Genomic DNA, 23,259 nt, shown 5'->3' with positions numbered 1-23,259 from the left:
TAGGAATTGGGTAGGAATCAGGTTGGAAAGGGTCGTAAATGTCAAAGATTATTGACCGAATCATGCGGGCTGGCGAAGGAAAGCTTCTTCGCGAGTTAAGCAAGGTTGTCGATCAAGTTAACGCCTTTGAGCCTGCGATCTCCGCACTTTCAGATGAAGCCCTGCGCGCCAAGACAGATGAATTTAAATCTCGTTTTGCTGCCGGATCAACTCTCGATGATTTACTTCCTGAAGCTTTCGCAGTTGTCAGAGAAGCGGCAAAGCGCACACTTGGTCAGCGCCACTATGACGTACAGATTATGGGTGGAGCTGCGCTGCATCGCGGGAATATCGCTGAAATGCGAACTGGTGAAGGAAAGACTCTAGTTGCAACTCTTCCTTCATATTTAAATGCGCTTGCTGGTCGTGGCGTGCATGTCGTTACCGTTAACGATTATCTAGCTGAGCGCGATAGCGAATGGATGGGTCGTATCCACCGTTTCCTTGGACTCAGCGTTGGAGTAATTGTAAATAGTATGACTCCTACAGAACGTCGCACCGCCTATAACTCAGATATTACATACGGTACAAATAATGAATTTGGATTCGATTACCTACGCGACAATATGGCGTGGACGCTAGATGATTGCGTTCAGCGCGATCATTTCTTTGCAGTCGTCGATGAAGTTGACTCAATTCTTATCGATGAAGCACGTACACCGCTGATCATTAGCGGACCTGCTGACAAGGCCACCAAGTGGTATGTAGAGTTTGCAAATATTGCCGACAAGTTACAACGTAATACTCACTACGAAGTAGATGAGAAGAAGAAGACCATCGGAATCCTTGAAGATGGCGTAACTAAGGTGGAAGATCTTCTCAAGATTGAAAACCTCTATGAGGCGGCAAATACAACGCTAATTGGTTATCTAAATAACTCAGTTCGCGCAAAGGAACTCTTTAAGCGCGATAAAGACTATGTTGTCATGAACGGCGAACTACTAATTGTTGATGAGCACACAGGCCGTATGTTGTCGGGTCGTCGCTATAGCGAAGGTTTACATCAGGCGCTTGAAGCTAAAGAACGTATCGAAATTAAAGATGAGAACCAGACTTTAGCTACGATCACACTCCAGAACTATTTCCGCCTATACGAAACTATTTCAGGCATGACCGGTACAGCAATGACCGAAGCATCTGAATTTCAACAGATTTACAGACTCGGCGTGGTCCCAATTCCTACCAACCGCCCAATGCAGCGCATGGATCAGGCCGATCTGGTCTATAAGACTGAACTCGGAAAATTTATGGCGGTTACTCAAGATATCGTCGAGCGCCATCGCAAAGGCCAACCTGTTCTCGTCGGAACAGTTTCAGTTGAAAAGTCTGAAGAACTTTCGGATCTTCTTAAGAAATCAGGAGTTCCTCACGAAGTTCTAAATGCTAAGCATCACGAACGCGAAGCTTCAATCATCGCTCGTGCCGGCGTAAGCGGCGCAGTTACAGTTGCTACAAATATGGCCGGCCGCGGTACAGACATCATGCTCGGCGGTAACCCTGAATTCATGGCTGACTTCGAACTTCAACGACGCGGACTATCACCAGTTGATAACCCAGTTGAATATGAAGCGTCATGGCCTGAAGAAATTGCCAAGCAGAAAGCCGCAGTTGCCAAAGATCATGAGGCAGTTGTTGGACTTGGCGGTCTTTATGTTCTTGGTACCGAACGCCACGAATCTCGTCGTATTGATAATCAGTTACGTGGACGTTCTGGACGCCAAGGCGATCCAGGTGAATCTCGCTTCTATCTATCATTGCAAGACGAGCTAATGCGTCGCTTTAATTCAGCGTTAGTTGAGCGATTCTTATCTGCGGCAGGCCTTCCAGATAACGAACCAATCGAATCAAAGATGGTCAGCAATGCCATTCGCTCTGCTCAAACCCAGGTTGAAGCGCAGAACTTCGAGATCCGCAAAAACGTTTTGAAATATGACGATGTCATGAATCGCCAACGTGAAGTAATTTACGGTGAGCGACGCCTAGTACTTGAAGGCGAAGATATTTCGGCGCAAGTACAAACTTTCTTGGCAGATACTTTAATTGCCTATGTAAATGCCGAGACCGCTGAAGGCTACGGCGAAGATTGGGATCTTGATCGACTATGGCAAGCGCTAAAGCTGGTCTATCCAATTGGCTTTACCGCCGAAGAGATGATCGCAAAGATTGGCTCACGCGCCGCGCTAGATGTCGATTACTTAGCTGATCAAATCCTTGTCGATGCCACAGCCGCTTATGAAAAGCGCCAGCTCGAGCTAGGTGCGGGTGTCATGAGCGAATTAGAGCGCAAGGTATTGCTCTCAGTTCTAGATCGTAAGTGGCGTGAACACCTTTACGAGATGGATTATCTACAAGAGGGAATCGGGCTGCGCGCAATGGCACAACGTGATCCTCTTGTTGAGTACCAACGTGAAGGTTACGAACTCTTCTCGGCCATGATGGATGGAATCAAAGAAGAGCTAGCAAGTTTGGTATTTAACGTACAGGTCTCTGTACAAGGCGATGGCTCCGAAGTTGTTGCGGCAGGTATCACTGAGAAACCTGCTGATCTATCTGCGCTGCAATACACAGCAGCCGATGAATCTGGAGTCTCGACAAAGGGTGAAATTTCGCGTAACGCACAATGTCCATGTGGCTCAGGTAAGAAATTTAAACGTTGCCACGGCGCTGCTTAAAGCAGACGCAGTTCCGTACATAACCAACGCTTATCAACGCCTTCAAAGCGGATCACCATCGCGCGTAGTCGATCACCGTATCTAACGGTTATCGTTGATTCGCAAATGCCATCTAAGGGTTGGCTCTGATGGATAGTTCTGATTCGTCCAATCTCTTTCTGACTTCCCACCTGCTTTAACAATTGCATATAGATATGGCGATGGCAGCGTGATATCAATTGTGCTGGCTGGCGGCGACCGGCCCAAATTTCTACAACGCTGACAGCAAACTTCATCGTCCAAGTATGTAAATCAGGTAACTCACTTGCCGATGTCGGAACTGGTTCAAACCCTGGTTCATACTCTTCACCAAAGCTGGAAGGAATTAAATAAAGTTTTGCACTTTGCTGGGGAAGTGGCTCAAATTTCTTCTTATTTGCAATCTCGGAAAGCGAGTAAAGATCTAACTGTGGATGAGTCCATAGCGCTGGATCCTCACAACTAGAAACTAGGCGCAGTTCTCTTCTACCTTCTTTATATTCTCTTTGAGTAGTCATGGCGCAGGGTCGCTCGTGACGCGAGAACCTTCATCAATCTAAAGTGCTGCTTCTTCTCATCCGAAAGTACTACTGTGGATAAGCGAGCCGCCGAAGTGCACAGATCGCATTTAGTACCCCACTATGAATACACAGAAGAAGGCTGCCCAAACTCGATTTATCGTTGCTGTCTCGCTATTTGCCGCAGCTTTAATCTCTGCGCTAGCGCTTACTGCTTTAGGTAACAGAACAGATAGTTATTGGATAGCAAAGAGCGCGCTTGCACCGGGTGTTGAAATCTCACGTGACCAGATAACTCTGGTGAAGGTCGCACTGGGCGAGAGCGGATCTAGATATTTTTCAAGTCGCACAACGTTAATAGGCAGCTTTGTTACAAGGGCGCAAAGCGCTGGTGAGTTAATTTCAATAGATGATGTGAGCGATCTGGCGCCAAGTCAACGCATGCAACAGGTGCCGATTGCAGTTCGCAGTTCTGATTTACCTATCGATATCTCAATTGGTGAGGCGATCAATATTTATTGGGTCCCTGAGCCGTCGATGGGAGGCGTCCAGATTGGTATTCCAGAAGTAGTCGCAAAGAACGCCTACATCCGATCTATTGATAGAAAATCTGCCAATTTCTCATCCGAAATCGCCCTAACAATCTCGCTTATAGATTCGCAAATCATCAACTTGCTGGATGCCACAGTTAGTGGGCGCCTGGTAATCGTTCGCTCTTTGGGATAGCCAATGGATCCTTTAGAAGTACCAACGGTAATAACTGCAATCTCGGATCCGGAATTTGAGGGGCTGGTATCACGGGCGTTATTTAGCCAAGGATGGAACGTTATCGCCCGAGTAATGGATTTTTCAGAGCTGCAAAGGGCGGTATCTGTTAACTCAGGAAAGAGCCTCCTGCTTATATTCTCAACGGATCTACCCGGATCTGGCGCAGTTGAGATAGAAAAGTTGGCAGCTCCCAGAGTTTCACTCTTTGGTTTTGCTGATCAATCTGGAAACGATCGAGGTTTTTCAAACATATTCGCAAGGCCAACTTCTCCCGAAGAGTTGACTCTAATTATCTTAGAAAATATTAGATCCTCCGGAGTTCGCACTCCCATGATCCACGCAAGTGCAAAGTGCAGAGCCAAGGTAGTTGCGGTTGGAGGAATCGGGCATACAACAGCTACTACAACGATCGCGATAAATCTGGCGCAAGAAAGCGCCCTGTTAGCTGTGAAAACTCTGCTAATTGATGCCAACTTTCAAGCACCAGCTATCGCAGCGTTACTGGATTTACGTAAGTTATCTAGCGAAACAAGATGGCGTGATGTTTCAGAGAATTTAGCAGCTATGGAGTTGACCCAAGAGACAATCGTAGATTTTGAGCAACGAATTATGGCTGCAGGAGAAACCTTCGACCTGATAGTTATCGATCTCGGCTCAATCGCCTTCTTGGCTAGAGAACTATCCGATAGGCGTTGGAGTTCAGCGGTAAAGATCTGGGCGGTTCGTAACGCTGATCAATTTATATTTACAACTAATTCAACTTTTCTGGCGCAGAAACGATGGGATGAGTTTGTACAAAGTCTTACAAAAATCTCCCTATCCGCCGATATTCACCTGGTGAATACTCATTCATCCAATAAGCGGGCGCCGGAGATAAGCGCTTCAAGGAAGGCGTCACTGAAATCTGCAGTTCTGTGGAACCTTCCTTGGGATCCGCGATCTTGCCAGTTAGCAATCGATGAACGCACAACTCTGGTGCAATCTGCTGAAAGGGGAGCGCTGCGCAAAGAGATTGCCAAGATGGCACAGGCGATAAGCGCGGTTTCTCAGAAGTAAAACGAGCCTTAAATCTCTTATACCCTTAGCGCCATGCGTGGGTATCTTCCAGTAACCGTTGAAGAAATCGCCGCATTCCTAGAATCACAATCTATGGAGTGCGGACCTTTATATGCCCCAACAATTAAGTTTCTAACAGCAAATAGCGAGATGGATGAAGAAGAGGGCGAATTCCTGCTTTCAATGCTCGCAGCCGATGAAGCGCTAGAGATGCGCGCAAATCCAACAAGTGCCGGCTTTATCTTGGCGCTGGAAGTTAGCGATCCTGAAATTACTGAACACGGTGAAAACTTTGTAATTCTTAAAGATCTCGCCAAGTGGGAGAACGTGCAATGCGCTTTCATGGTCTCACCAGATGGTGAAGAGCTAACTTGGTTTGCGACTCAGGAGATAAAGCCAGCGCTTAGCGATTGGTTGCAGGGGTAGTTTGCGATGCCTAAATTAGAAGAGTTTTTGCGGGATCGAAGCCCGTTAGATGCTAAACAGATTAGGCGCATTCGCGAGTTAACCTCTGACTGGCAACTCCTAGCCGACCTCTCGTTTGCAGATTTAATTTTATGGGTCCCACTTCGTAAAGATTTTAAAACTTGGCCCTCTGGATATGTTGCAGTTGCACATATTCGCCCAACAACTGCTGCGACGGTCTTTAACCAGGATGTAATCGGCGATGAAATCGCATGGGGTGCGCGCCCCAGAATCGATCAGGCGCTATCGGAGGCCGAAATTATTCGCGATGCGCAACCAGAAAAGTTTGGCGAAATATTTATTAAAGAAGAGACAATTCCGGTAATTCTCGGTGATCAGGTAATCGCAGTAATTTCGCGACATCGCAACGCCGAACTCATGCGCCAACCAAGTCGCCTTGAGTTAAATTATCGAGAAGTCGCCCATAACGTTTATCGAATGGTGGCAGAAGGAACTTTTCCGTATACCGAACATAGCGAGCTCTTCGATCCGGCAGTACGTGTTGGAGATGGTTTGATTCGCCTAGATATCAACGGAGCAATTATCTACGCCAGCCCAAATGCAAAATCGGCCTTTAGCCGAATGGGATGGGCCGGTGAACTTGAAGGAAATAATCTCGGACAAGCCGCACGTAAAGTCTCGGTTGTAAAACTTGAAGCGCACGAAGAAGCGATCGAAGTAGGTTTGAGCGGCAAAGCTTTGCGGAGAGTTGAAATCGAAAACGCAGGTGGAACTGTTGATCTCTTAGCGCTTCCATTGCTTGCAGGTGGCGATCGAATCGGTGCAATTGTACTTTTGCAGAACGTTACAGAACTTCGTCGTCGCGAGCGCGAACTAGTAACAAAAGATGCGACAATTCGCGAGATCCATCATCGCGTTAAAAATAATTTGCAGACTGTTTCGGCTTTACTTAGATTGCAATCACGGCGCATTGAAGATCCTGCCGCAAGTGCTGCGTTAAATGAAGCAGTCCGTCGTATCGCATCTATTGCCCTAGTTCACGAAACGCTTTCCAGTAGCGCCGAAGCATCTGTTGCCTTTGATGATGTTCTCGATCGATTAGTCGCCCATGCATTAGACCTAAGTCCGCGAATGGGGCAGCTACAGATCGCGCGTACGGGAGAACTTGGTGCTCTTGATCCGCGCATCGCAACACCGCTTTCATTAGTTGTGACCGAGCTAATTCATAACGCGCTAGAGCATGGCCTAGCCGAATCAGGAAACCATTTAGCGATAACGGTTGCCCGCAGCCAAAGTGGCGCCGAGATAACTATCTTTGATGATGGAGTCGGCCTACCAAAAGGATTTTCAATGGCGGAATCTTCAAACCTAGGTTTGCAGATAGTGCGCACATTGACTGAAAATGAGTTACGCGGAAATATTGATCTGGTTCGTACAACTGCAGGAACCGAAGCGCGTTTAACTTTTCCGATCTAAATAGATTTAAAACTAAATGGAGTTGTTCTGCTCCATCATGCGCGCACGATTACGTGCCGCACGGCGCTTAAGTGCACGACGCTCATCTTCAGAGAGACCGCCCCAAACACCAGCATCTTGTCCACTCTCTAACGCCCAAGCTAAACAAGCATCTTTAACGATGCAGCGATTACAGACTTTCTTCGCCTCTTCGATCTGAGTTAGGGCGGGGCCGGTATTTCCTACGGGGAAGAAGAGCTCTGGATCTTCGTCGCGGCATGCTGATTGATGTCGCCAATCCATGAGTTATCTCCTTCTAGTAAATGCAGTGAAATCCAAGACGCGATGAAATCAAGACAAAGTGAGCTCAAAATCTTCTCGCGTAAGTAACCAATTCTCCCTGTTACTAGGTTGATAAACAAGGATGAATGGAAAGAGATTTGGTAAATGAGAGGTGATTTAGGTCGCGTGCCCCCGACAGGATTCGAACCTGTGCACCCGCCTCCGGAGGGCGGTGCTCTATCCCCTGAGCTACGGGGGCGCAGGTAGACCTAGGTTACCTAACTGAGCAGGAATCGCTATCACCTGAAAGAATGCGCGCTATGGAGATCGCATATTTCGCAACTGGCTGCTTCTGGGGCGCTGAAAGGCGTTATTGGAAGATTGATGGAGTAACAAATACCAGCGTTGGTTACATGGGCGGCACAATCGCCAATCCGAGCTACGAAGCTGTGTGTACAGGAGCAACAGGCCACGCGGAAATGGTTTGTGTTGAATTCGATCCAGCAATTGTTACTTATCGCAGATTACTTGAAGAGTTTTGGACGATGCACGATCCAACTTCGCTAAATGCGCAAGGTGGAGATATCGGAACCCAATATCGCAGCGCGATCTATACGACAACGCCTGAACAAATGGCTGAGGCGCTCGCAACTAGAGATCTGTATCAAAACGCGCTCACAGCAGATGGAATCGGCCCCATTGTCTCTGAAATTCTTAGCTCCACTGGCGTTGTGTACTACTTGGCCGAGGAGTACCACCAGAAATATCTAGCGAAGAATCCCAACGGATATGACTGCCATTCAAGTACCGGCACGGCATTTCCTCAAGGAGCGAACATCTAATGGCGAAAAAAGTTGAGCTCACTGAAGCAGAGTTAAAGGCAAAACTCGATCCACTTTCATATGAAGTATTACGTAATGGCGCTACCGAGAGACCATTTACTGGCGAATACACCGATAGCGAAACTGTGGGAATTTATCGCTGCAAAGCTTGTAACGCAGAACTCTTTCGCTCGGAGACCAAGTTTCATTCCGGCTGCGGCTGGCCTTCTTTCTACGCACCTACCGCCGATGATGCCGTCACCTTGATCGAAGACCGCTCGCTTGCGCCACGAGTTCGCACTGAAGTTCGTTGCGCATCATGTGACTCACATCTAGGCCATGTCTTTGAGGGCGAAGGTTATGAGGTTCCAACTGATCAACGCTGGTGCATCAACTCTGTCTCAATGATCCTGGAAGCCACATAACTTAATTCAGGTAACCTAAATAAAGTAAATCAACTCCACCTATTGCAACCTGCACCACCTTTGCCGTACTTTTGCAGTTCTTGCATCATCTGTTGCAGAAATTTTCAGAGGTTGCAGGAGCGGTGAAGGGGGGAGCTATGGCGGGAATTAAAGAGATTGCCGAAGAGGCGGGAGTTTCCACTGCCACTGTCTCGCGCGCACTACGCGGCTTTCACCATGTCAACGATGCAACTCGCGCCAAGATCGTGGCTGCCGCAGAGAAACTTAACTACCCAATCTCTCCAGCAACGATTCGAACTTCGCTCGGTCGAACAAATAGCATCGGAGTTGTCGCGCCCTATATTTCACGGTGGTATTTCGCTCAAGTAATCAGCGGAGCAGAACAAGCGCTGCGCGAGGCTGGGTTTGATCTACTTCTCTACAACTTTAGCCAACTAAAAGGCCGCGAGCGGCTCTTCCAGCACCAACTTCTAAAGGGGCGAGTTGATGCCTTGATCGTGATTAGCCTTCCGCCAACTGAAGAAGAATTCGATTCAATTTTAAATCTTGGCATACCTGTCTCTTTAGTTGGGATGCACCATGACAAATGTTCTAGCGTGGCAATCGATGATGTTGCTGCAGCAAGAACTGCAACGCAACATTTAGTAAATCAAGGCCATAAGAGAATCGGCTTGATGTCGGGACATCCGGACGACCCCTTTAATTTCAGCGTTCCACAAGATCGCCGCAAAGGATTTATTCAAGCGTTGCAAGAAAACAAGATTGAATGGGTTCCATCACTTGAGGTCCACGGAGATTTCACCATGCACACAGCAGCAAGAGCGATGGATGATCTATTGGCTCGCCCAAATCGCCCAACTGCAATCTTCTGCGAATCAGATGAGATGGCATTTGGTGCAATGCAAGCTGCTCGCCGCCACGGCTTAAAAGTGCCAGAGGATCTCTCTATTGTGGGTTTTGATGGCCATGAAATGTCTGAATACACCGATTTAACAACTATCGAACAACCAGTGCAGTTAATGGGTGAGATGGCAGCGTGGTCAATTATGGAACGGTTAAGAAAACCAAGCGCTGAACCGCATTCGCTAGTTCTTCCAACAACGCTTGTCGTACGAAATTCAACGCGCCGCCTTTCACCAAACGAGGCTTAACTGGCATACTCACGCACATGAGCGATCGCCTGATTTCTGCACCTTCTCTTGCTGAGTTACAGACACATCGCAGCGAGAAATGGCGAGGCTTTACCCATGACATCCTTCCGCTGCCTGTCGCCGAGATGGATTTTCCAGTAGCGGACGGCATTCGCGAAGTTTTATCTGAAATGATTTCGAAATCAGATTTGGGATATCTCGGCTCAATCCCCGAGATGGGTACTTCATTTTCTGGTTTCGCAAAGCGCCGTTGGAACTGGGATGTGGAGCCAACTTTTGTGCGCATCGCAACTGATGTCGGAGTTGCCGTGGTCGAGTTATTGCGTGTATTCGCCAAGCCGGGAGATAAGGTTTTAATCAGCTCACCTGTCTATCAAAACTTCTACACCTGGATTAATGAGACCAAGATTGCAATGGTCGATGTTCCATTTATAAAGAACGCAGAAGAAGCCGATGGAACAGGTTGGAGCCACGATTGGGCCGGCATTGAAAAGGCTTATCAAAGCGGGTTAAAGGTGCATTTACTTTGCAGCCCTCATAACCCAATGGGCAAGGTCTACAGCCGCGAAGATTTACTTCGCATAGTTGCGCTAGCCAAGAAGCATGGCGTCATAGTTATCTCAGATGAAATTCATGCGCCGCTAACCTTTAAAGAGCAGCCGTTTACCCCATTGTTAGCACTGGGTGAAGATGCCGCTGAAGTAGGCGTGGCCGTGAACGCGGCTAGCAAAGGATGGAATATCGCAGGGCTCAAGTGCGCAATTATCATTTCGCAGAGCGCGAAGATGCATGAGAAGTTAAATGAACTTCCACCGGCCTTGCACTATCGCGCTTCTTTGCTTGGCGCCTTTGCCACAGTTGCCGCCTTTGAAAAAGGTGAGCTTTGGCTAGATACAGTTCTTGATCAACTAGATCACAATAGAAAGCTAATCGCTGAACTTATAAAAACTAAAATTCCAACTATTGGCTACACGATTCCACATTGTTCATATCTGGCTTGGCTTGATGTAAGTAAGTTAAATCTTGGCGAAGATCCGGGCGCAGCCATATTGGAGCGCGCTAAAGTGGCATTTAACGCCGGCCATATCTATGGCGCCTTAGGAAAAGATTATGTTCGCCTCAACTTTGCAACCAGCCCTGAGATAATTACCGAAGCCTTCGATCGCATGGCGCGCGCGCTCTAACTCCAACATGTCTACCGATAGTAAATACGATGCCGTTGTTGTCGGTGGTGGCCACAACGGACTTGTCGCCGCAGCTTATTTAGCGAAAGCGGGAAAGAGCGTTGTTCTATTGGAAAGCGCCTCCGAACTAGGTGGGGCTACAACTAGCGTGCGACCTTTCCCTGAATACGATGCCCGTCTTTCTCGATACTCCTATCTGGTTTCACTTCTACCTGACCAGATCGTTGCAGATCTAGGAATTAACTTTAAGACTTTAGAACGATCCATCGCTTCATATACGCCATATAAAAAAGGCGGTAAAGATGGCGGGCTTTTGATATCTCAAAACTGGGATGCTCGAACTGCGGAAAGTTTTCGTGAGCTAACTGGTGGGGATGAAGAAGGCAAGAAGTGGCAAGAGTTCTATAGCGAAATAGCCGTGCTTGCTGAGCGAATTGCTCCATATATGTTGCAACCCCTTAAATCTGCTGCTGATTTGAAATCTGAAATCGGTCTTCCGGAAGTTTGGAAGTTCATGATGGAGCGACCAATCGGTGAGGTAATTCAGGATCGCTTTCAAGATGATCTTGTTCGCGGCGTCGTGTTAACGGATGCGCTCATTGGAACCTTTTCTTCAGCGCAAGATTTGCAAGCAAATCGCTGCTTCTTGTATCACTTGATCGGAAATGGCACCGGGCAATGGAGAGTCCCACAAGGCGGTATGGGCGCATTTGTCACCGAGTTAAATCGCGTTGCGCTTTTAAACGGTGTAGAAATCAATCTGAATTCACACGTAACCGATATTGATTCAAGCTCCAGCAGTGTTGCAGTCACTACTGCAACCGGAGATAAATATGTCGCGACGGATCTGTTATTCGCTGGAGCGCCACAGACCCTGGCGAAATTGCGTGGCAAGAGCGCTCCCGCATCTCTTGATGGCTCGCAGATGAAAATCAATATGCTGCTATCTAAACTTCCGCGACTAAAATCTGGAGTAGATCCGAAGTTAGCCTTTGCGGGTACCTTTCATGTTAACGAAACATATTCACAGTTAGAAAAGGCATATCAAGTTGCAAAGCTTGGTGATATTCCAAGTGACCTGCCACTTGAAATGTATTGCCATACCTTGACCGATCCGACAATTCTTTCTCCAGAGTTAAGCCAGCGCGGATTCCATACCTTGACCCTCTTTGGGTTACATACTCCGGCTGCGCTCTTTGATGCAGATCCAAGTGGTGCAAAAGAGGCGGCTAAAGCTGCGGCGATTTCTAGCCTTAATCAATATTTAGAAGAACCAATCGAATCGGTACTAGCTGTCTGTGGCGATGGCTCTCTTGCCATCGAAGCGAAATCTCCAATCGATTTGGATAACGATCTTGGCCTGCCGCGCGGAAATATCTTCCACCGCGATTTAGATTTTCCATTTATTGATGGAACCGAGAGCGCCCCAATCAAATGGGGATCTGAAACAGATGATTCCCACATTTTTCTGGCAGGCGCTGGTGCGCGACGTGGAGGCGGAGTAAGCGGTATCGCTGGCCATAATGCAGCGATGGCAGTGTTGGCAAAGGATTAGGCTTAGGTCATGAATTTAGATAAAGGGCTAAGCCCCGAGACGATCGCAATTACCGCGGGCCGTCCAACAGTAGGTCCAGATAGTTCTTTGAATCATCCAATCTCACTTAACTCAACTTTTGTTGCAGGTGGAGCAGTTGGTTATGGGCGTTACGGAAATGAAACTTGGCTGGCACTTGAAGAAGCGATCAGCGCGCTAGAAGGCGGACGCACTCTGGCTTACTCATCTGGAATGGCTGCTGTCACCGCAGTATTTTCAACTCTTCCTGTTGGTGCAAAGGTGATCGCATCAAATCAGGGCTACTCAGGAACAATGACTCTGCTCAACAACTATGCAACAGCAAATCGCTTAAAAGTTTCCTTTGTATCAGTTACTGATACTTCAGCGGTTATTAACGAGTTACCTGGCGCAACTCTGCTCTGGATCGAATCTCCAACTAATCCAGGTTTAGAAGTTGCCGATCTTCCCGCACTCATCAAGGCGGCAAAAGAAAAGGGCGTAACCGTTGCGGTAGATAACACTTTTGCCACTGCGCTGAGTCAGAAGCCACTTGCCCTAGGTGCAAATATCGTCATGAATTCTGTGACAAAGTATTTAGCTGGACATAGCGATGTTGTTCTTGGCTCACTTAGCACCGCAGATGCGGCGCAATTTAAGACGTTAGAAGATGCGCGTAAATTTAATGGATCTATTCCTGGTCCGTTTGAAGCTTGGCTGGCACTGCGCGGTATTCGCACCTTCCCACTGCGCTTTCAGAAGTCCTGCGAAAATGCACTCGAACTTGCCAAGCGCCTGAGCGCGCACCCATTGGTAAAAAACGTTAGATATCCAGGTCTGCCTACTGATTCGCAACATGAAAAAGCTAAAGCCTTTATGAAAAGCTTTGGAGCTATTGTCTCCTTCGAATATGTCGGTAGCGCTGAAAGTACAGATAAAGTCTGCGCCTCTTCCAAGATAGTTACTTATGCAACCAGCCTTGGTGGAGTTGAATCACTTTGGGAGCGCCGTCGTCGCTGGCCCATCGAAAGTTCTAGCGTCCCAGAAACCTTGATCCGTCTCTCTGTTGGTTGCGAAAACGTTGAAGACCTTTGGGCAGATATCGACTCCGCGTTGCACGCTGCTAAATAAGGAAATTCTCCGCGATAGGTAGTATTTTTAGGTTATGAAATTCTTCCGAAGAGCGTTGGCCTTCTTCGCCGTGCTGGCTGTCGCCTTTCAGGCGGTAGGAAGTTTTCTTTCATGGGCACAGCGCCAAGAAGATGCTCCAGCTGATGCTTGGATCGATGAAGATGAAGATGAATTTGAGGATGCATAAGTGAGCCAAACAGAATACATACCCGGCACTTGCAATATCGGTGGGGGAGAGCTCGCTCGTCGTCGAATGGTTGCAGTTCTAGGTTTGATTCTTACCTTATCTTCAGCGGCGACTCTCATCTCTACCGAGGCAAGCCGGCAATCTCGCTTGGGAATTTTCCTGCCGGCACTTGTTATGTCAGTTGGCTGGGTGCAATCTCGTAAACGTTTCTGCCTTGCTTATGGCTTTGCGGGTACATTCAATTTTGGAACTCTCGGGAAACTTTCAAAAGTTTCAGATCAGGCAGATCGCGCAGCCGACCGAAAAACTGCGATTAAGATCTTTGCCCAGAGCGCACTTTACGCGCTGCTGGTCACCGCAGCAGTCGCAGCGCCACCTCTTTAATTCCAGTTAATTCAGATTATCCCTTTCCAAAGTATCCAAAGAGTGCAATGGTTGTAACTACAAAGTAGCTACACAGGGAGAGAATATGAAAATTGTTATTCATGCCCGTCACGCAGAACTCGCTGAAGATTTTCGCGAGATTGCCCATGAGAAGCTAATGAGCATGGAGAGATTTAACGTCACCATTGATCGTGTTGAAGTAGAGATCTTGCATGAACAAAATCCACGTCAAGGAAAACACGCACACCGCGTTATTTTAACTTCCCATGGCGCAGGGCCACTGATGCGAGCAGAAGCCGCCGAGTTTAATGACCTTGCTGCATTTGATGAAGCGATTAAGAACTTTGAATTACAAATTCGCAAGCATCACGAGAAATCAAAGAGCCACGATCGCGAAACTTTACGAAATAAACCGCTTGCAGATTCAGATTAATTTGAGGACGGGCTTGGTGAAATACCGGTTTGTGGTTTCTTGCTCTTCTCCATGCGTGGTGCTTTAGCAGGTGGAGTCGGAGGTACAGGTGCCGGCCCGAGCGCTTCAATAGCGGCGTCTCTGATTGCGGTGGCGGCAATAACCGCGCTCTGCTTTGCTACAGCGCTCTGACGTTTCTGGAGTTGAGTTTGTCCAGGTGCGCTCAAAGATTTTGCATCGGATAAGGCTTTATCCACGCTCTCTTTAAAAGCCTTATTTATTGTTCGTCTGGCGGCGTCGTAAGCCTTTACCGCTTCAGAAAATGTCTTTTGATCTTCCTTAAATCTCTCCATCGCAGATTTAAAGTCTTTACTTACTTCGGTCGGAGATGGAGAGTTTGGATTCTTATTGTCAGCGCTTGCTAAAGGCAGCGCCACGAATGAAAAGGCAATGACGAGAGCAGATACTGCCGCTGTTCTAGTCTTATTCACCTGGCTCCGCTTTCTCGAATGCACCCTTATTAATTAGCCCTAAGTATCAAGGTTAAGTTTGTGAAATTTCGGTGAAAACACCTTTATCGAAGAGATTTCTGCGAGAGGCTTGGCTATTTCATCGCCGACATGGAAGGCTTAGTACATGGCTGAGATGATTTTAATCGTAGATGATGAAGCCGGAGTTCGCGAGTTATTGGGCGATGCCCTCCGTATCGCGGGCTTTGAGACAGCTACCGCCTCAGATGGAATGTCAGCGCTGACGGCAATTAGAAATAAGAAGCCAGACCTTTTGATAATTGATATCAATATGCCGCTAATGGATGGCTTCGAGTTAGTTGAAAGGCTTCGCTCTACCGGAGATAACACTCCTGCTCTGATGCTTAGCGCGCGGGCAGATCGTGCAGATGTAACGCGCGGATTAACTCTTGGCGCAGATGATTATGTAACTAAGCCATTTGGCTTGGAAGAACTTCTTTTGCGAGTTAAGGCTATTTTGCGCCGTTCACAGATCTCAACATCAAATGGCGCAGATCTTACGTGCGGTCCGATAAAGGTAGATGAAGCAAGCCACACCGTGACCTTTGCTGGTGAGCTAGTCGATCTCTCCCCAACTGAATTCCGACTTTTGCAAGTTTTGGTTGAAAATAAAAATCGAGTCTTAAGTAAGAGTTTGCTACTTGATGAAGTATGGGGAATTACCTTTGAATCTGAGAGCACCGTTGCAGATACATATATCTCTTACCTTCGTAAGAAATTGCATCGTGATGGATTTGAGGGGATAAAGACTGTGAGAGGCGTTGGCTTTGTAATACAGGAACCCAAGCCCCAGCCTAAACCTGAGCAGAAGTAAGTATGAAGAAGTCGGGTAGCAAGTTTGCAGTAATCTCAATAATCGTAACAACAGTTCTTTCAACGCTTATTGGGGGATATGCAACCCTTGCGGCTCGGAGTGCAGATTTAGCGCAGATCGATCAATCACTTCAAAAAGTTGTAACTAGGGTTAACGCCTTTCCATCGGAAGCGATTTCAGCTGCAATCTTGACGATCGAAGATGAAAGTTTGGATTTAACCCTGTCTCTAGTAACGCAAGAGGGCGATGAGACGATTATCAACGAATCGCAATTAATCTATCCAGGAATTACCGACTTATCTTTGGTAAATAAGGGCTTGGCTGGCGCAGTAACTACAGCAAAACCTACAGAGTTTCGTTTTCAATCCGCAGCGATTGCTGGAGGTGACTATCTAGTAATCGCATCTTCGCTTGATAAATTAAATGAGAATTTCATATCAAACTTGAAGAGCCTTGGCCTGTTTACCGCGGGAGCTGATGCGCTAGCAATATTTTTCTCAATCTACTTCTTAAGACGTCACAACCGTGGGCTAGATGCCCAAGCGCTCCAACGCATGCAGCGATTTTTAGGTGATGCTTCGCATGAATTAAGGACTCCATTGACGGTCATCAAGGGTTACAACGAAATGTTGAGTAAAGGGCAATTTACGCAAGCCCCAGACCAAGCGCGCGCATTTTCAAGAGTCGGTTCTGAGATTGAAAGAATGGAAAGTTTGATTCACGATCTCCTACTTCTTGCCGAACTTGGAGAGAGCAAGCCAGTAAATTTCGCTGAAGTTGATTTTGACGAGCTAGTTAACGCACATCTAAATGATTTTCAAGTACTAAATACATCGCGCACTGTTACTACCGCAATACCGGATGACTGCTTCGTCCAGGGATCTCGCGAACATCTAAGCCGCTTGATTCAAAATTGCCTCTCAAATATTCTCCGCCATACTCCGATAGATGCCCCAGTTTCAGTCTCACTTCGCAATATCGGCAAACGCGCCGAGTTAAGGATCGAAGATGGTGGACCGGGGCTGCCTGATTCGGCATATGGAAGTGAAATCAAATTTATGAATAGATTCGATCCATCGCGCTCACGCGAAAGTGGCGGTTCAGGCTTGGGTCTGAGCATCATCGCAGCGATAGTTCAAGAACATAACGGTGAACTTGAACTTAGCAAGAGCCAACTAGGCGGATTAGCAGTAACAATCAGGATTCCGAATTAACATCAGCAAGTAACTTCGAGAATTACGGTACTTTAATTACATGGCTACGCCGCTCGCTGAAACACTTAAAGAAATAGTTGAGAAGCTCGGTAAATCCGATAACTTTGTCAGACTTGTTCTCTCGGGCAGGCGGCGCAATATGCAGACCCCTAACGAACGAATTGATGTAAAGCCTGTATTGATTAAAGGTGAAATCAAATATCAAGTAGCCCAGAGCGATGGGCGGGCTATGACCACAAAGAATTACTCACCACATGAGTTTCTGAAGTTAGGTCTGCTTGAAGCCGGCTTTGCAAATATCCATCTAGAAGAGAAAGATCAATCAATTTCACTTCGAATCACCAAGAAAGGGGAGGCGCTGATAAGCCGAGCCAGTGGTGAATTTAACGCCGATCTTTCGCATGATCGAAATAAGAGCCGACTACTTGATCCGTCGGATCCTTTCCTAATCGAAGTTGGGATATCAGACTCTGGTGGAAAAGTTAAAGCCAGCAAGAACGATAAATACTTACAGGTGGAAGAGTTTCTTAGACTTTTAGTTCCGTCTCTTAATTCGGCAATTGAAGCCGGGCATATAAATAAACCAGATGAGAAAAGCCCATTAACCATCGTCGATCTCGGTTGTGGTCATGCCTACCTTACCTTTGCCGCCCATCAGTACCTGCGAAATGAAGGAATTGCTGTCAAGGTAATCGGAATCGATATTCGCGAAAGTGCACGTGCTAGAAATAATGAAATCGCTAAGAAGTTGGGAATTTCAGATTCGATTGAATTTAGAGCTGAAGAAATCTCGGAGACAACTCTTAAGAGCGCTGATGTTGCGATTGCACTTCACGCCTGCGATACCGCAACTGATGATGCTCTTGCCTGGTCGGTGACGACGGGTGCCAAACTTGTTTTGGTTGCCCCGTGTTGTCACCACGATATTCAAGCCCAAATGGTTGAGATCCCTGAGCCATGGCCGATGATTACCAAGAACGGAATCATGAAGGAGAGACTGGGCGATCTGATAACCGATGGTTTACGGATACAAATAATGAAGCTATCTGGCTATCGCGTGGAAGCAATTGAATTTATCGGGGGAGAGCACACCCCACGAAATTTGATGATTCGCGCAGTAAAGACGGGCGCAGTTGCCGATTCATCTGAGGAGAAGCGCTATCAGGAGATGCTCTCGCTTTGGAAAGTTAAGCCTGCGCTAGCAGCCCTTCTCAACCGTTAGACTTACACGCATGTCTAAAGTGCTTGCATCTCTTCCAGTCGGCGAGAAAGTCGGCATCGCATTCTCCGGCGGCCTCGATACTTCGGTAGCCGTTGCCTGGATGCGCGAGAAAGGTGCAATTCCATGTACTTACACAGCAGATCTCGGACAATATGACGAGACAGATATCGACACCGTTCCGGTTCGCGCAAAAGAATATGGCGCTGAGATATCTCGACTCGTTGATTGCAAAACTTCTCTGGTTGAAGAAGGTCTCGCTGCAATCGCTTGCGGTGCTTTTCACATCCGCTCTGGCGGCAAGCAATATTTCAATACAACCCCACTTGGCCGTGCAGTAACTGGCACCTTGTTGGTTCGCGCGATGTTGCAAGATGCAGTTGAAATCTGGGGAGATGGTTCGACTTATAAAGGCAACGATATTGAGCGCTTCTATCGTTACGGTTTGTTAGCTAATCCAAATTTAAGAATCTATAAGCCTTGGTTAGATGCTGACTTTGTTCGTGAACTCGGTGGCCGTAAAGAGATGTCCCAATGGCTTGTTGCGCACAATTTTCCATATCGTGACAGCGTTGAAAAAGCTTATTCAACAGATGCCAATATCTTGGGTGCAACGCATGAGGCTAAAGATCTAGAAAACTTAGATGTCTCAATTGAGATCGTAAATCCAATAATGGGCGTTAAGTTCTGGGATCCTTCAGTTTCGATCGCATCTGAAGATGTAAAGATTCAATTTGTTCAGGGCCGCCCGGTTGCAATTAACGGAAAAGATTTTAGTGACGTTGTTGAACTCATGAAGGCCGCTAATGAAATTGGCGGTCGCCACGGACTAGGCATGGCCGATCAGATCGAAAACCGAATCATCGAAGCTAAGAGCCGTGGCATTTACGAAGCTCCAGGTATGGCGCTCTTGTTTATTGCATATGAACGACTGCTAAGTGCGATTCACAACGAAGACACGATTGCTAACTATCACGCAGAAGGTCGCCGCTTAGGTCGCCTGCTTTACGAAGGTCGCTGGCTAGATCCACAATCTTTGATGTTGCGAGAATCATTGCAACGTTGGGTGGCATCTGCTGTCACAGGTGAAGTAACAATTCGCCTACGTCGCGGCGATGATTTCTCGATCATCAATACAACTGGGCCTGCGCTTAGCTATCACCCTGAAAAATTGTCGATGGAGCGCACTGAAAATGCTGCTTTTGGTCCGGTTGATCGCATTGGTCAGCTGACCATGCGCAACCTTGATATCGCAGATACCCGCGCCAAGCTTGAGATGTACCGCGATCAAGGCCAACTTGGTTCTGGAGAATTTAAGTTAATCCAAGAAATTGGCGAAGGAGAAAAGAAGTAATGAAGAAAGTTTTAGCACTATTTGCCGTTTGTACCCTTTTACTAACTGGATGTGGAGATAAAGAAGTGAGCGCTTCATCAGATAACTTGCCAACAGTCACAACTAATCAAGGAGAAGCGCCAACAATTGGTGCGCCCGCCGGTAACCCACCAACAACCTTGGTAACAAAAGACATAATCGTTGGCAACGGTGCTGAAGCACTTCCAACTTCAACCATGACCGTGCATTACACACTTATGACTTGGTCAAATGGTCAGTTGATTGAATCTTCATGGAACGGCGGTTCACCTGCAACCTTCCCATTGGCAAATGTGATTGTTGGTTGGCAGCAAGGGATTCCGGGCATGAAAGTTGGCGGACGACGTCTGCTAGTTATTCCACCTGATTTAGGTTATGGCGCACAAGGCGGCGGACCAATTGGACCAAATGAAACTCTAATCTTCGTAGTCGATGCGATTGGCGTTGCCTAACTCTCAGGTGACCTGAAACCGATCGCGCCACGGAAGGCAGCTCCTCGCCGCGGCGAATAAATATCTCATTCTGATAACGCTTTGAATTAACCCGCTATATCCCCGCCAGATGTTTGACTAGGGGGCTAGGTAGGCATAAGTTCAAGCATAGAAATGGGGTAAAGCCCCATCTCATTTATCTGAATTCGGGGGAAATCAGTGTTTAAATCAAAATTAATGAAATCAGCCGTTGTCGCTGTAATGGCAACTTTCGCTATCGGATCATCTGTTCCTAGCGCGCCAGCAGCATCAAAGACAATTGAGCTTTTGATCTCTGCAGATACAAATATTCAGACTCTCTGGAACACAGTTCTTATTCCAGCCTTTGAAAAGGAATACCCAGGGTACAAAGTCAATGTAACTTTCGACCGTAACGGACTTCGCGATGCTCAGACATTTGCCAAGATCGTTGCTGCAAAAGAGACTCGTCGCGATCCAGGCGTTGACCTAATCGACGGTGGAATTGCTGTTCGTCTATCACAGGCAGGACTTCTCTATCGTCCAAGCCCATCACTTATGCCGAACCTAAAAGATGTCAGCAAGCTTCTGATTAAGCAGGCTAATGGAACTATTCCTTACCGTGCTTCAACAGTTATGCTCGCATACAACTCAACCAAAGTTACTAAAGTCCCTAAGACTCTTGATGAAGTTCTAGCGTGGATTAAGGCCAACCCAGGTAAGTTCACATACAACGTTCCATCAGGTGGCGGATCTGGTTACTCATTCGCGCAAACTGTTCTTGATATGAACCTAACTGCAGATGAGCGTCTGGCTATGTCACTTGCTGCAAATAAAGATATCCAGACCAAGTGGGCAAAGGGTTGGGACACTCTCCGCGATCTCAATAAGTACACCTACGGTAAGAACGGTACATACCCAGCAAATAACGCTGCGACTTTGAACCTTCTTTCAACAGGTGAAATCGATATGGGAACTGTTTGGTCAGATCAATTCGCATCTGCCAAGGCAGCCGGCACTATGCCAGCAAATATCAAGGCAACTGCTATCAAGAGCCCATCACTTACAGGTGGTCCAGCAACCCTTGGTATTCCAATCAATGGTTCAAACCGCACAGGCGGACGTTTGCTTGCAAACTTCGTTCTGTCACCAGCGATGCAGAATGCAATTATGGGCGGCACCCTAAAGGGTATTCCGGTCGTAAACGGCAAGAAGCTTGATCAAACTCTGTTTGACAACTTCAAGGATATCGATGTCACTGACATGCGTGCTCCTTACTTCCCAGCAAACTCTGATGATCTAAAGAGCGCTTGGTCGCTTAACGTTCCAGGTAAGTAATTACTTGAAACAAAGATCTAAGTTACAAATCTCGAGAGGTACTTGTGGCCACAACTAACCTTGTAGCCACGAAGGAGGGCTTTGCGGAGGTAAAAACCGCAAAGCTCTCCACTCTCGGGTTTTTTATGGCGCTACCACCGGTCTTGCTAATTGTTCTCTTTGTTGGCCTACCAATCTTTGTCGCCTTTATTTTCAGCATTGGTTACACCGGAGGACCTAACCGAGTTATCTCAATAATCGGTCAGGATGTTTACACCAAAAATAGTTGGTGGGGAACAGCAGATGCCTATCTCGCTGTCTTTAAGGATCCACGCTTCCTTCCCGATTTCGCACTTACGTTGGTAGTTACCTTTGTATCAACGTTCATAGTGTTGTTTATGGCAATGGGCATGGGCCTTTACCAGAGAATTAAGGGTGGCAAACTCGCTTCAATTTTAAGCATGCTCTCACTGGTTCCACTCTTTGTACCAGTTGTAATCGCTGCTTATGCCATCGCCCAGTTTTATAACGGCGTTGGATTTATGCGAACCTTCATGTCACAGTTCGGAATCGAATTTCCAATAATTACCGCAACACGAAATGCAATCATCATCGGAACTATCTGGACATCACTTCCCTTTGCGATCTTAATGATTACTTCTGGGCTGCAATCAGTGCCAAATGCCCTTATCGAGACAGCGCAAGATGCTGGCGCCAGCTTTATGCGCATCGTGCGTACCATTCTTGTTCCACTTGCATTCGTACCAATCGTTATCGCCGGAACATTCACTGCGATCGGAATCATGGGTTCTTTCACGGTTCCTCTATTCCTAGGACCAAATCAGCCGACGATGTTGGGCGTTGAAATCTCTAACTTCTTCACTGCATATAACCGACCACAACAGTCGATCGTTATGGCATTTGTTATCTTTGCCGCTGCATCTGGAATTGCCGTTCTTTACATCTGGGCCAATATTCGTAGCGCAAAGCAGAGCGGAAGAATCTAATGGCCAAACGCGATAATGGTTTAAATCTCCAATCGGGTTCTTTGGTTACTCGCTTCTTTATCGGATCCTTCGTAGCATTTATGGGCGTCTTTATCTTGGGGCCGCTTATCTGGCTCGCCTTGCAAGCATTTACATCTTCTTGGACATTTCCGAATTGGAAGCCAGATGGTTGGACTTTAATTTGGTGGAGACGCGTCTTTGAAACGCCATCAATGGTGGAGGCGATCCGCAACTCATTTATTACCGCTCCAATAGTTGTGCTTGTATCAGCCTTTATCTGTCTTCCTGCGGCATATGCAGCAGCGCGCTATAACTACATCGGTCGCCGTGTATTTCTCATCGGTATGTTTGCTGCAAACTCGTTTCCAAAGTTGGGACTCTTTGCATCGATTGCGACGCTCTTCTACACACTTAACTTGATGGGCACCATGCTGGGTGTGATTATCATCCAGTTGCTCGGCACAATCATTTACATGACCTGGATTCCTGCTGCAGCATTTGCTGCAGTTCCAAAGAACTTAGAAGAAGCTGCACGTGATGCCGGTGCTTCTAAATTCCGCGTCTTTCGTGGCATAACGCTACGCATGGCCGCTCCTGGAATTTTAGTTGCGATGGTTATGTCATTTATCTCTGCCTTCGATGAAGCGCAAGGTACATACCTTGTTGGTTCTCCAGAGATCTTCACAATGCCAACTGAGATGTATTCATTGGTACTTACTTACCCAGTGCAAATTGCAGCGGTCTTCTCAATCTTGTTGGCAGTCCCTTCAGTGATTTTGATTGGATTGGCGCGCAAGCAGATTATTGGTGGACAGTTAGCAGAAGGTTTCCAAATCAAGTGATGACTACGAAAGGC

The 23,259-nt window shown here is 47.1% G+C and carries 25 protein-coding genes and 1 tRNA gene; 22 read left to right on the top strand and 4 right to left on the bottom strand.

Annotated features, from left to right (window positions below; translation table 11 throughout):
* Positions 1-38: 38 nt before the first annotated feature.
* Entirely contained in the window at positions 39-2,711 is a 2,673-nt protein-coding gene (secA, locus tag A1sIIB60_RS05135; protein ID WP_095689376.1) for a preprotein translocase subunit SecA, read from the top strand.
* Here the strand turns inward: secA and A1sIIB60_RS05130 are convergent.
* Positions 2,708-3,247 carry an Rv3235 family protein gene (locus tag A1sIIB60_RS05130; RefSeq protein ID WP_095689375.1) on the bottom strand — a complete coding sequence of 180 codons (540 nt, stop codon included), beginning with the start codon at positions 3,245-3,247 and terminating at the stop codon, positions 2,708-2,710. The genes secA and A1sIIB60_RS05130 overlap by 4 nt on opposite strands.
* A 123-nt stretch (positions 3,248-3,370) precedes the next feature.
* Here A1sIIB60_RS05130 and A1sIIB60_RS05125 point away from each other — a divergent pair, with 123 nt between their 5' ends.
* The 4 genes from A1sIIB60_RS05125 to A1sIIB60_RS05110 are packed head-to-tail and all read left to right on the top strand — an operon-like array spanning position 3,371 to position 6,973.
* Positions 3,371-3,973 (top strand): SAF domain-containing protein, encoded by a 603-nt coding sequence (locus A1sIIB60_RS05125; protein WP_095689374.1) that lies wholly within the window; start codon positions 3,371-3,373, stop codon positions 3,971-3,973.
* Positions 3,974-3,976: 3 nt separating this feature from the next.
* Positions 3,977-5,071, top strand: coding sequence for a CpaE/TadZ family protein (locus tag A1sIIB60_RS05120; RefSeq protein WP_095689373.1), 1,095 nt, complete (start codon positions 3,977-3,979; stop codon positions 5,069-5,071).
* A 33-nt stretch (positions 5,072-5,104) separates the two neighbouring features.
* Complete coding sequence (locus A1sIIB60_RS05115; RefSeq protein WP_095689372.1) at positions 5,105-5,497, top strand: DUF6912 family protein; 393 nt, start codon at positions 5,105-5,107, stop codon at positions 5,495-5,497.
* 6 nt (positions 5,498-5,503) lie between these two features.
* Entirely contained in the window at positions 5,504-6,973 is a 1,470-nt protein-coding gene (locus A1sIIB60_RS05110; RefSeq protein WP_095689371.1) for a sensor histidine kinase, read from the top strand.
* Positions 6,974-6,985: 12 nt separating this feature from the next.
* Here the strand turns inward: A1sIIB60_RS05110 and A1sIIB60_RS05105 are convergent, their stop codons facing one another.
* Both A1sIIB60_RS05105 and A1sIIB60_RS05100 read right to left on the bottom strand, forming a co-directional pair.
* Positions 6,986-7,255 (bottom strand): WhiB family transcriptional regulator, encoded by a 270-nt coding sequence (locus A1sIIB60_RS05105; protein WP_095671403.1) that lies wholly within the window; start codon positions 7,253-7,255, stop codon positions 6,986-6,988.
* A gap of 166 nt (positions 7,256-7,421) precedes the next feature.
* Positions 7,422-7,493 (bottom strand) — tRNA-Arg (locus tag A1sIIB60_RS05100).
* A 52-nt stretch (positions 7,494-7,545) separates the two neighbouring features.
* Between A1sIIB60_RS05100 and msrA the strand changes: the two genes are divergently transcribed.
* The 9 genes from msrA (at position 7,546) to hpf (ending at position 14,502) form a co-directional block, all read left to right on the top strand.
* Positions 7,546-8,076: a peptide-methionine (S)-S-oxide reductase MsrA gene (msrA, locus tag A1sIIB60_RS05095; RefSeq protein WP_095689370.1), complete on the top strand. Its 531-nt coding sequence runs from the start codon at positions 7,546-7,548 to the stop codon at positions 8,074-8,076.
* Positions 8,076-8,480 carry a peptide-methionine (R)-S-oxide reductase MsrB gene (gene msrB / locus A1sIIB60_RS05090; RefSeq protein ID WP_095689369.1) on the top strand — a complete coding sequence of 135 codons (405 nt, stop codon included), beginning with the start codon at positions 8,076-8,078 and terminating at the stop codon, positions 8,478-8,480. The genes msrA and msrB overlap by 1 nt, the downstream gene beginning before the upstream one ends.
* A gap of 137 nt (positions 8,481-8,617) precedes the next feature.
* Positions 8,618-9,631 carry a LacI family DNA-binding transcriptional regulator gene (locus A1sIIB60_RS05085; protein WP_095689368.1) on the top strand — a complete coding sequence of 338 codons (1,014 nt, stop codon included), beginning with the start codon at positions 8,618-8,620 and terminating at the stop codon, positions 9,629-9,631.
* 17 nt (positions 9,632-9,648) lie between these two features.
* Positions 9,649-10,815 (top strand): MalY/PatB family protein, encoded by a 1,167-nt coding sequence (locus A1sIIB60_RS05080; RefSeq protein WP_095689367.1) that lies wholly within the window; start codon positions 9,649-9,651, stop codon positions 10,813-10,815.
* Positions 10,816-10,822: 7 nt separating this feature from the next.
* Complete coding sequence (locus tag A1sIIB60_RS05075) at positions 10,823-12,370, top strand: phytoene desaturase family protein (RefSeq protein WP_095689366.1); 1,548 nt, start codon at positions 10,823-10,825, stop codon at positions 12,368-12,370.
* 9 nt (positions 12,371-12,379) lie between these two features.
* Entirely contained in the window at positions 12,380-13,498 is a 1,119-nt protein-coding gene (locus A1sIIB60_RS05070; RefSeq protein WP_095689365.1) for a trans-sulfuration enzyme family protein, read from the top strand.
* A 34-nt stretch (positions 13,499-13,532) separates the two neighbouring features.
* Entirely contained in the window at positions 13,533-13,685 is a 153-nt protein-coding gene (locus tag A1sIIB60_RS07285) for a hypothetical protein (RefSeq protein WP_190277166.1), read from the top strand.
* Complete coding sequence (locus A1sIIB60_RS05065; protein WP_095689364.1) at positions 13,686-14,069, top strand: hypothetical protein; 384 nt, start codon at positions 13,686-13,688, stop codon at positions 14,067-14,069.
* 85 nt (positions 14,070-14,154) lie between these two features.
* Entirely contained in the window at positions 14,155-14,502 is a 348-nt protein-coding gene (hpf, locus tag A1sIIB60_RS05060; protein ID WP_095689363.1) for a ribosome hibernation-promoting factor, HPF/YfiA family, read from the top strand.
* On the opposite strand, the gene A1sIIB60_RS05055 is transcribed toward hpf, so the two are convergent.
* The gene (locus A1sIIB60_RS05055; RefSeq protein WP_095689362.1) at positions 14,499-14,972 is read right to left on the bottom strand and encodes a hypothetical protein; all 474 of its coding nucleotides are present in this window, start codon (positions 14,970-14,972) and stop codon (positions 14,499-14,501) included. The two genes, hpf and A1sIIB60_RS05055, sit on opposite strands and share 4 nt — an antisense overlap.
* A 145-nt stretch (positions 14,973-15,117) precedes the next feature.
* Between A1sIIB60_RS05055 and A1sIIB60_RS05050 the strand changes: the two genes are divergently transcribed.
* The 8 genes from A1sIIB60_RS05050 to A1sIIB60_RS05015 all read left to right on the top strand — a co-directional run bounded on the left by A1sIIB60_RS05050 (position 15,118) and on the right by A1sIIB60_RS05015 (position 23,245).
* Positions 15,118-15,825, top strand: coding sequence for a response regulator transcription factor (locus A1sIIB60_RS05050; RefSeq protein ID WP_095689361.1), 708 nt, complete (start codon positions 15,118-15,120; stop codon positions 15,823-15,825).
* Between the two features lie 2 nt (positions 15,826-15,827).
* A complete protein-coding gene (locus tag A1sIIB60_RS05045; RefSeq protein WP_095689360.1) occupies positions 15,828-17,039 on the top strand; it encodes a sensor histidine kinase in 1,212 nt (403 codons plus the stop codon).
* A 40-nt stretch (positions 17,040-17,079) separates the two neighbouring features.
* A complete protein-coding gene (locus tag A1sIIB60_RS05040) occupies positions 17,080-18,261 on the top strand; it encodes a class I SAM-dependent methyltransferase (protein WP_223298659.1) in 1,182 nt (393 codons plus the stop codon).
* A 10-nt stretch (positions 18,262-18,271) separates the two neighbouring features.
* Positions 18,272-19,612, top strand: coding sequence for an argininosuccinate synthase (gene argG / locus A1sIIB60_RS05035; RefSeq protein WP_095689358.1), 1,341 nt, complete (start codon positions 18,272-18,274; stop codon positions 19,610-19,612).
* Positions 19,612-20,082: an FKBP-type peptidyl-prolyl cis-trans isomerase gene (locus A1sIIB60_RS05030; protein ID WP_095689357.1), complete on the top strand. Its 471-nt coding sequence runs from the start codon at positions 19,612-19,614 to the stop codon at positions 20,080-20,082. The genes argG and A1sIIB60_RS05030 overlap by 1 nt, the downstream gene beginning before the upstream one ends.
* Before the next feature lie 216 nt (positions 20,083-20,298).
* Complete coding sequence (locus A1sIIB60_RS05025) at positions 20,299-21,417, top strand: extracellular solute-binding protein (protein WP_150131916.1); 1,119 nt, start codon at positions 20,299-20,301, stop codon at positions 21,415-21,417.
* A 125-nt stretch (positions 21,418-21,542) separates the two neighbouring features.
* Positions 21,543-22,403, top strand: coding sequence for an ABC transporter permease (locus A1sIIB60_RS05020; RefSeq protein WP_150131915.1), 861 nt, complete (start codon positions 21,543-21,545; stop codon positions 22,401-22,403).
* A complete protein-coding gene (locus tag A1sIIB60_RS05015) occupies positions 22,403-23,245 on the top strand; it encodes an ABC transporter permease (protein ID WP_095689354.1) in 843 nt (280 codons plus the stop codon). Before A1sIIB60_RS05020 ends, A1sIIB60_RS05015 begins: the two co-directional genes overlap by 1 nt.
* Positions 23,246-23,259 lie beyond the last annotated feature (14 nt).

It is taken from the genome of Candidatus Planktophila lacus, from assembly GCF_002288385.1.
GTDB lineage: Bacteria > Actinomycetota > Actinomycetes > Nanopelagicales > Nanopelagicaceae > Planktophila > Planktophila lacus_D.
The sequence above is the reverse complement of the archived record's forward strand: the minus strand, read 5'-3'. Positions and strand labels throughout refer to the sequence as shown.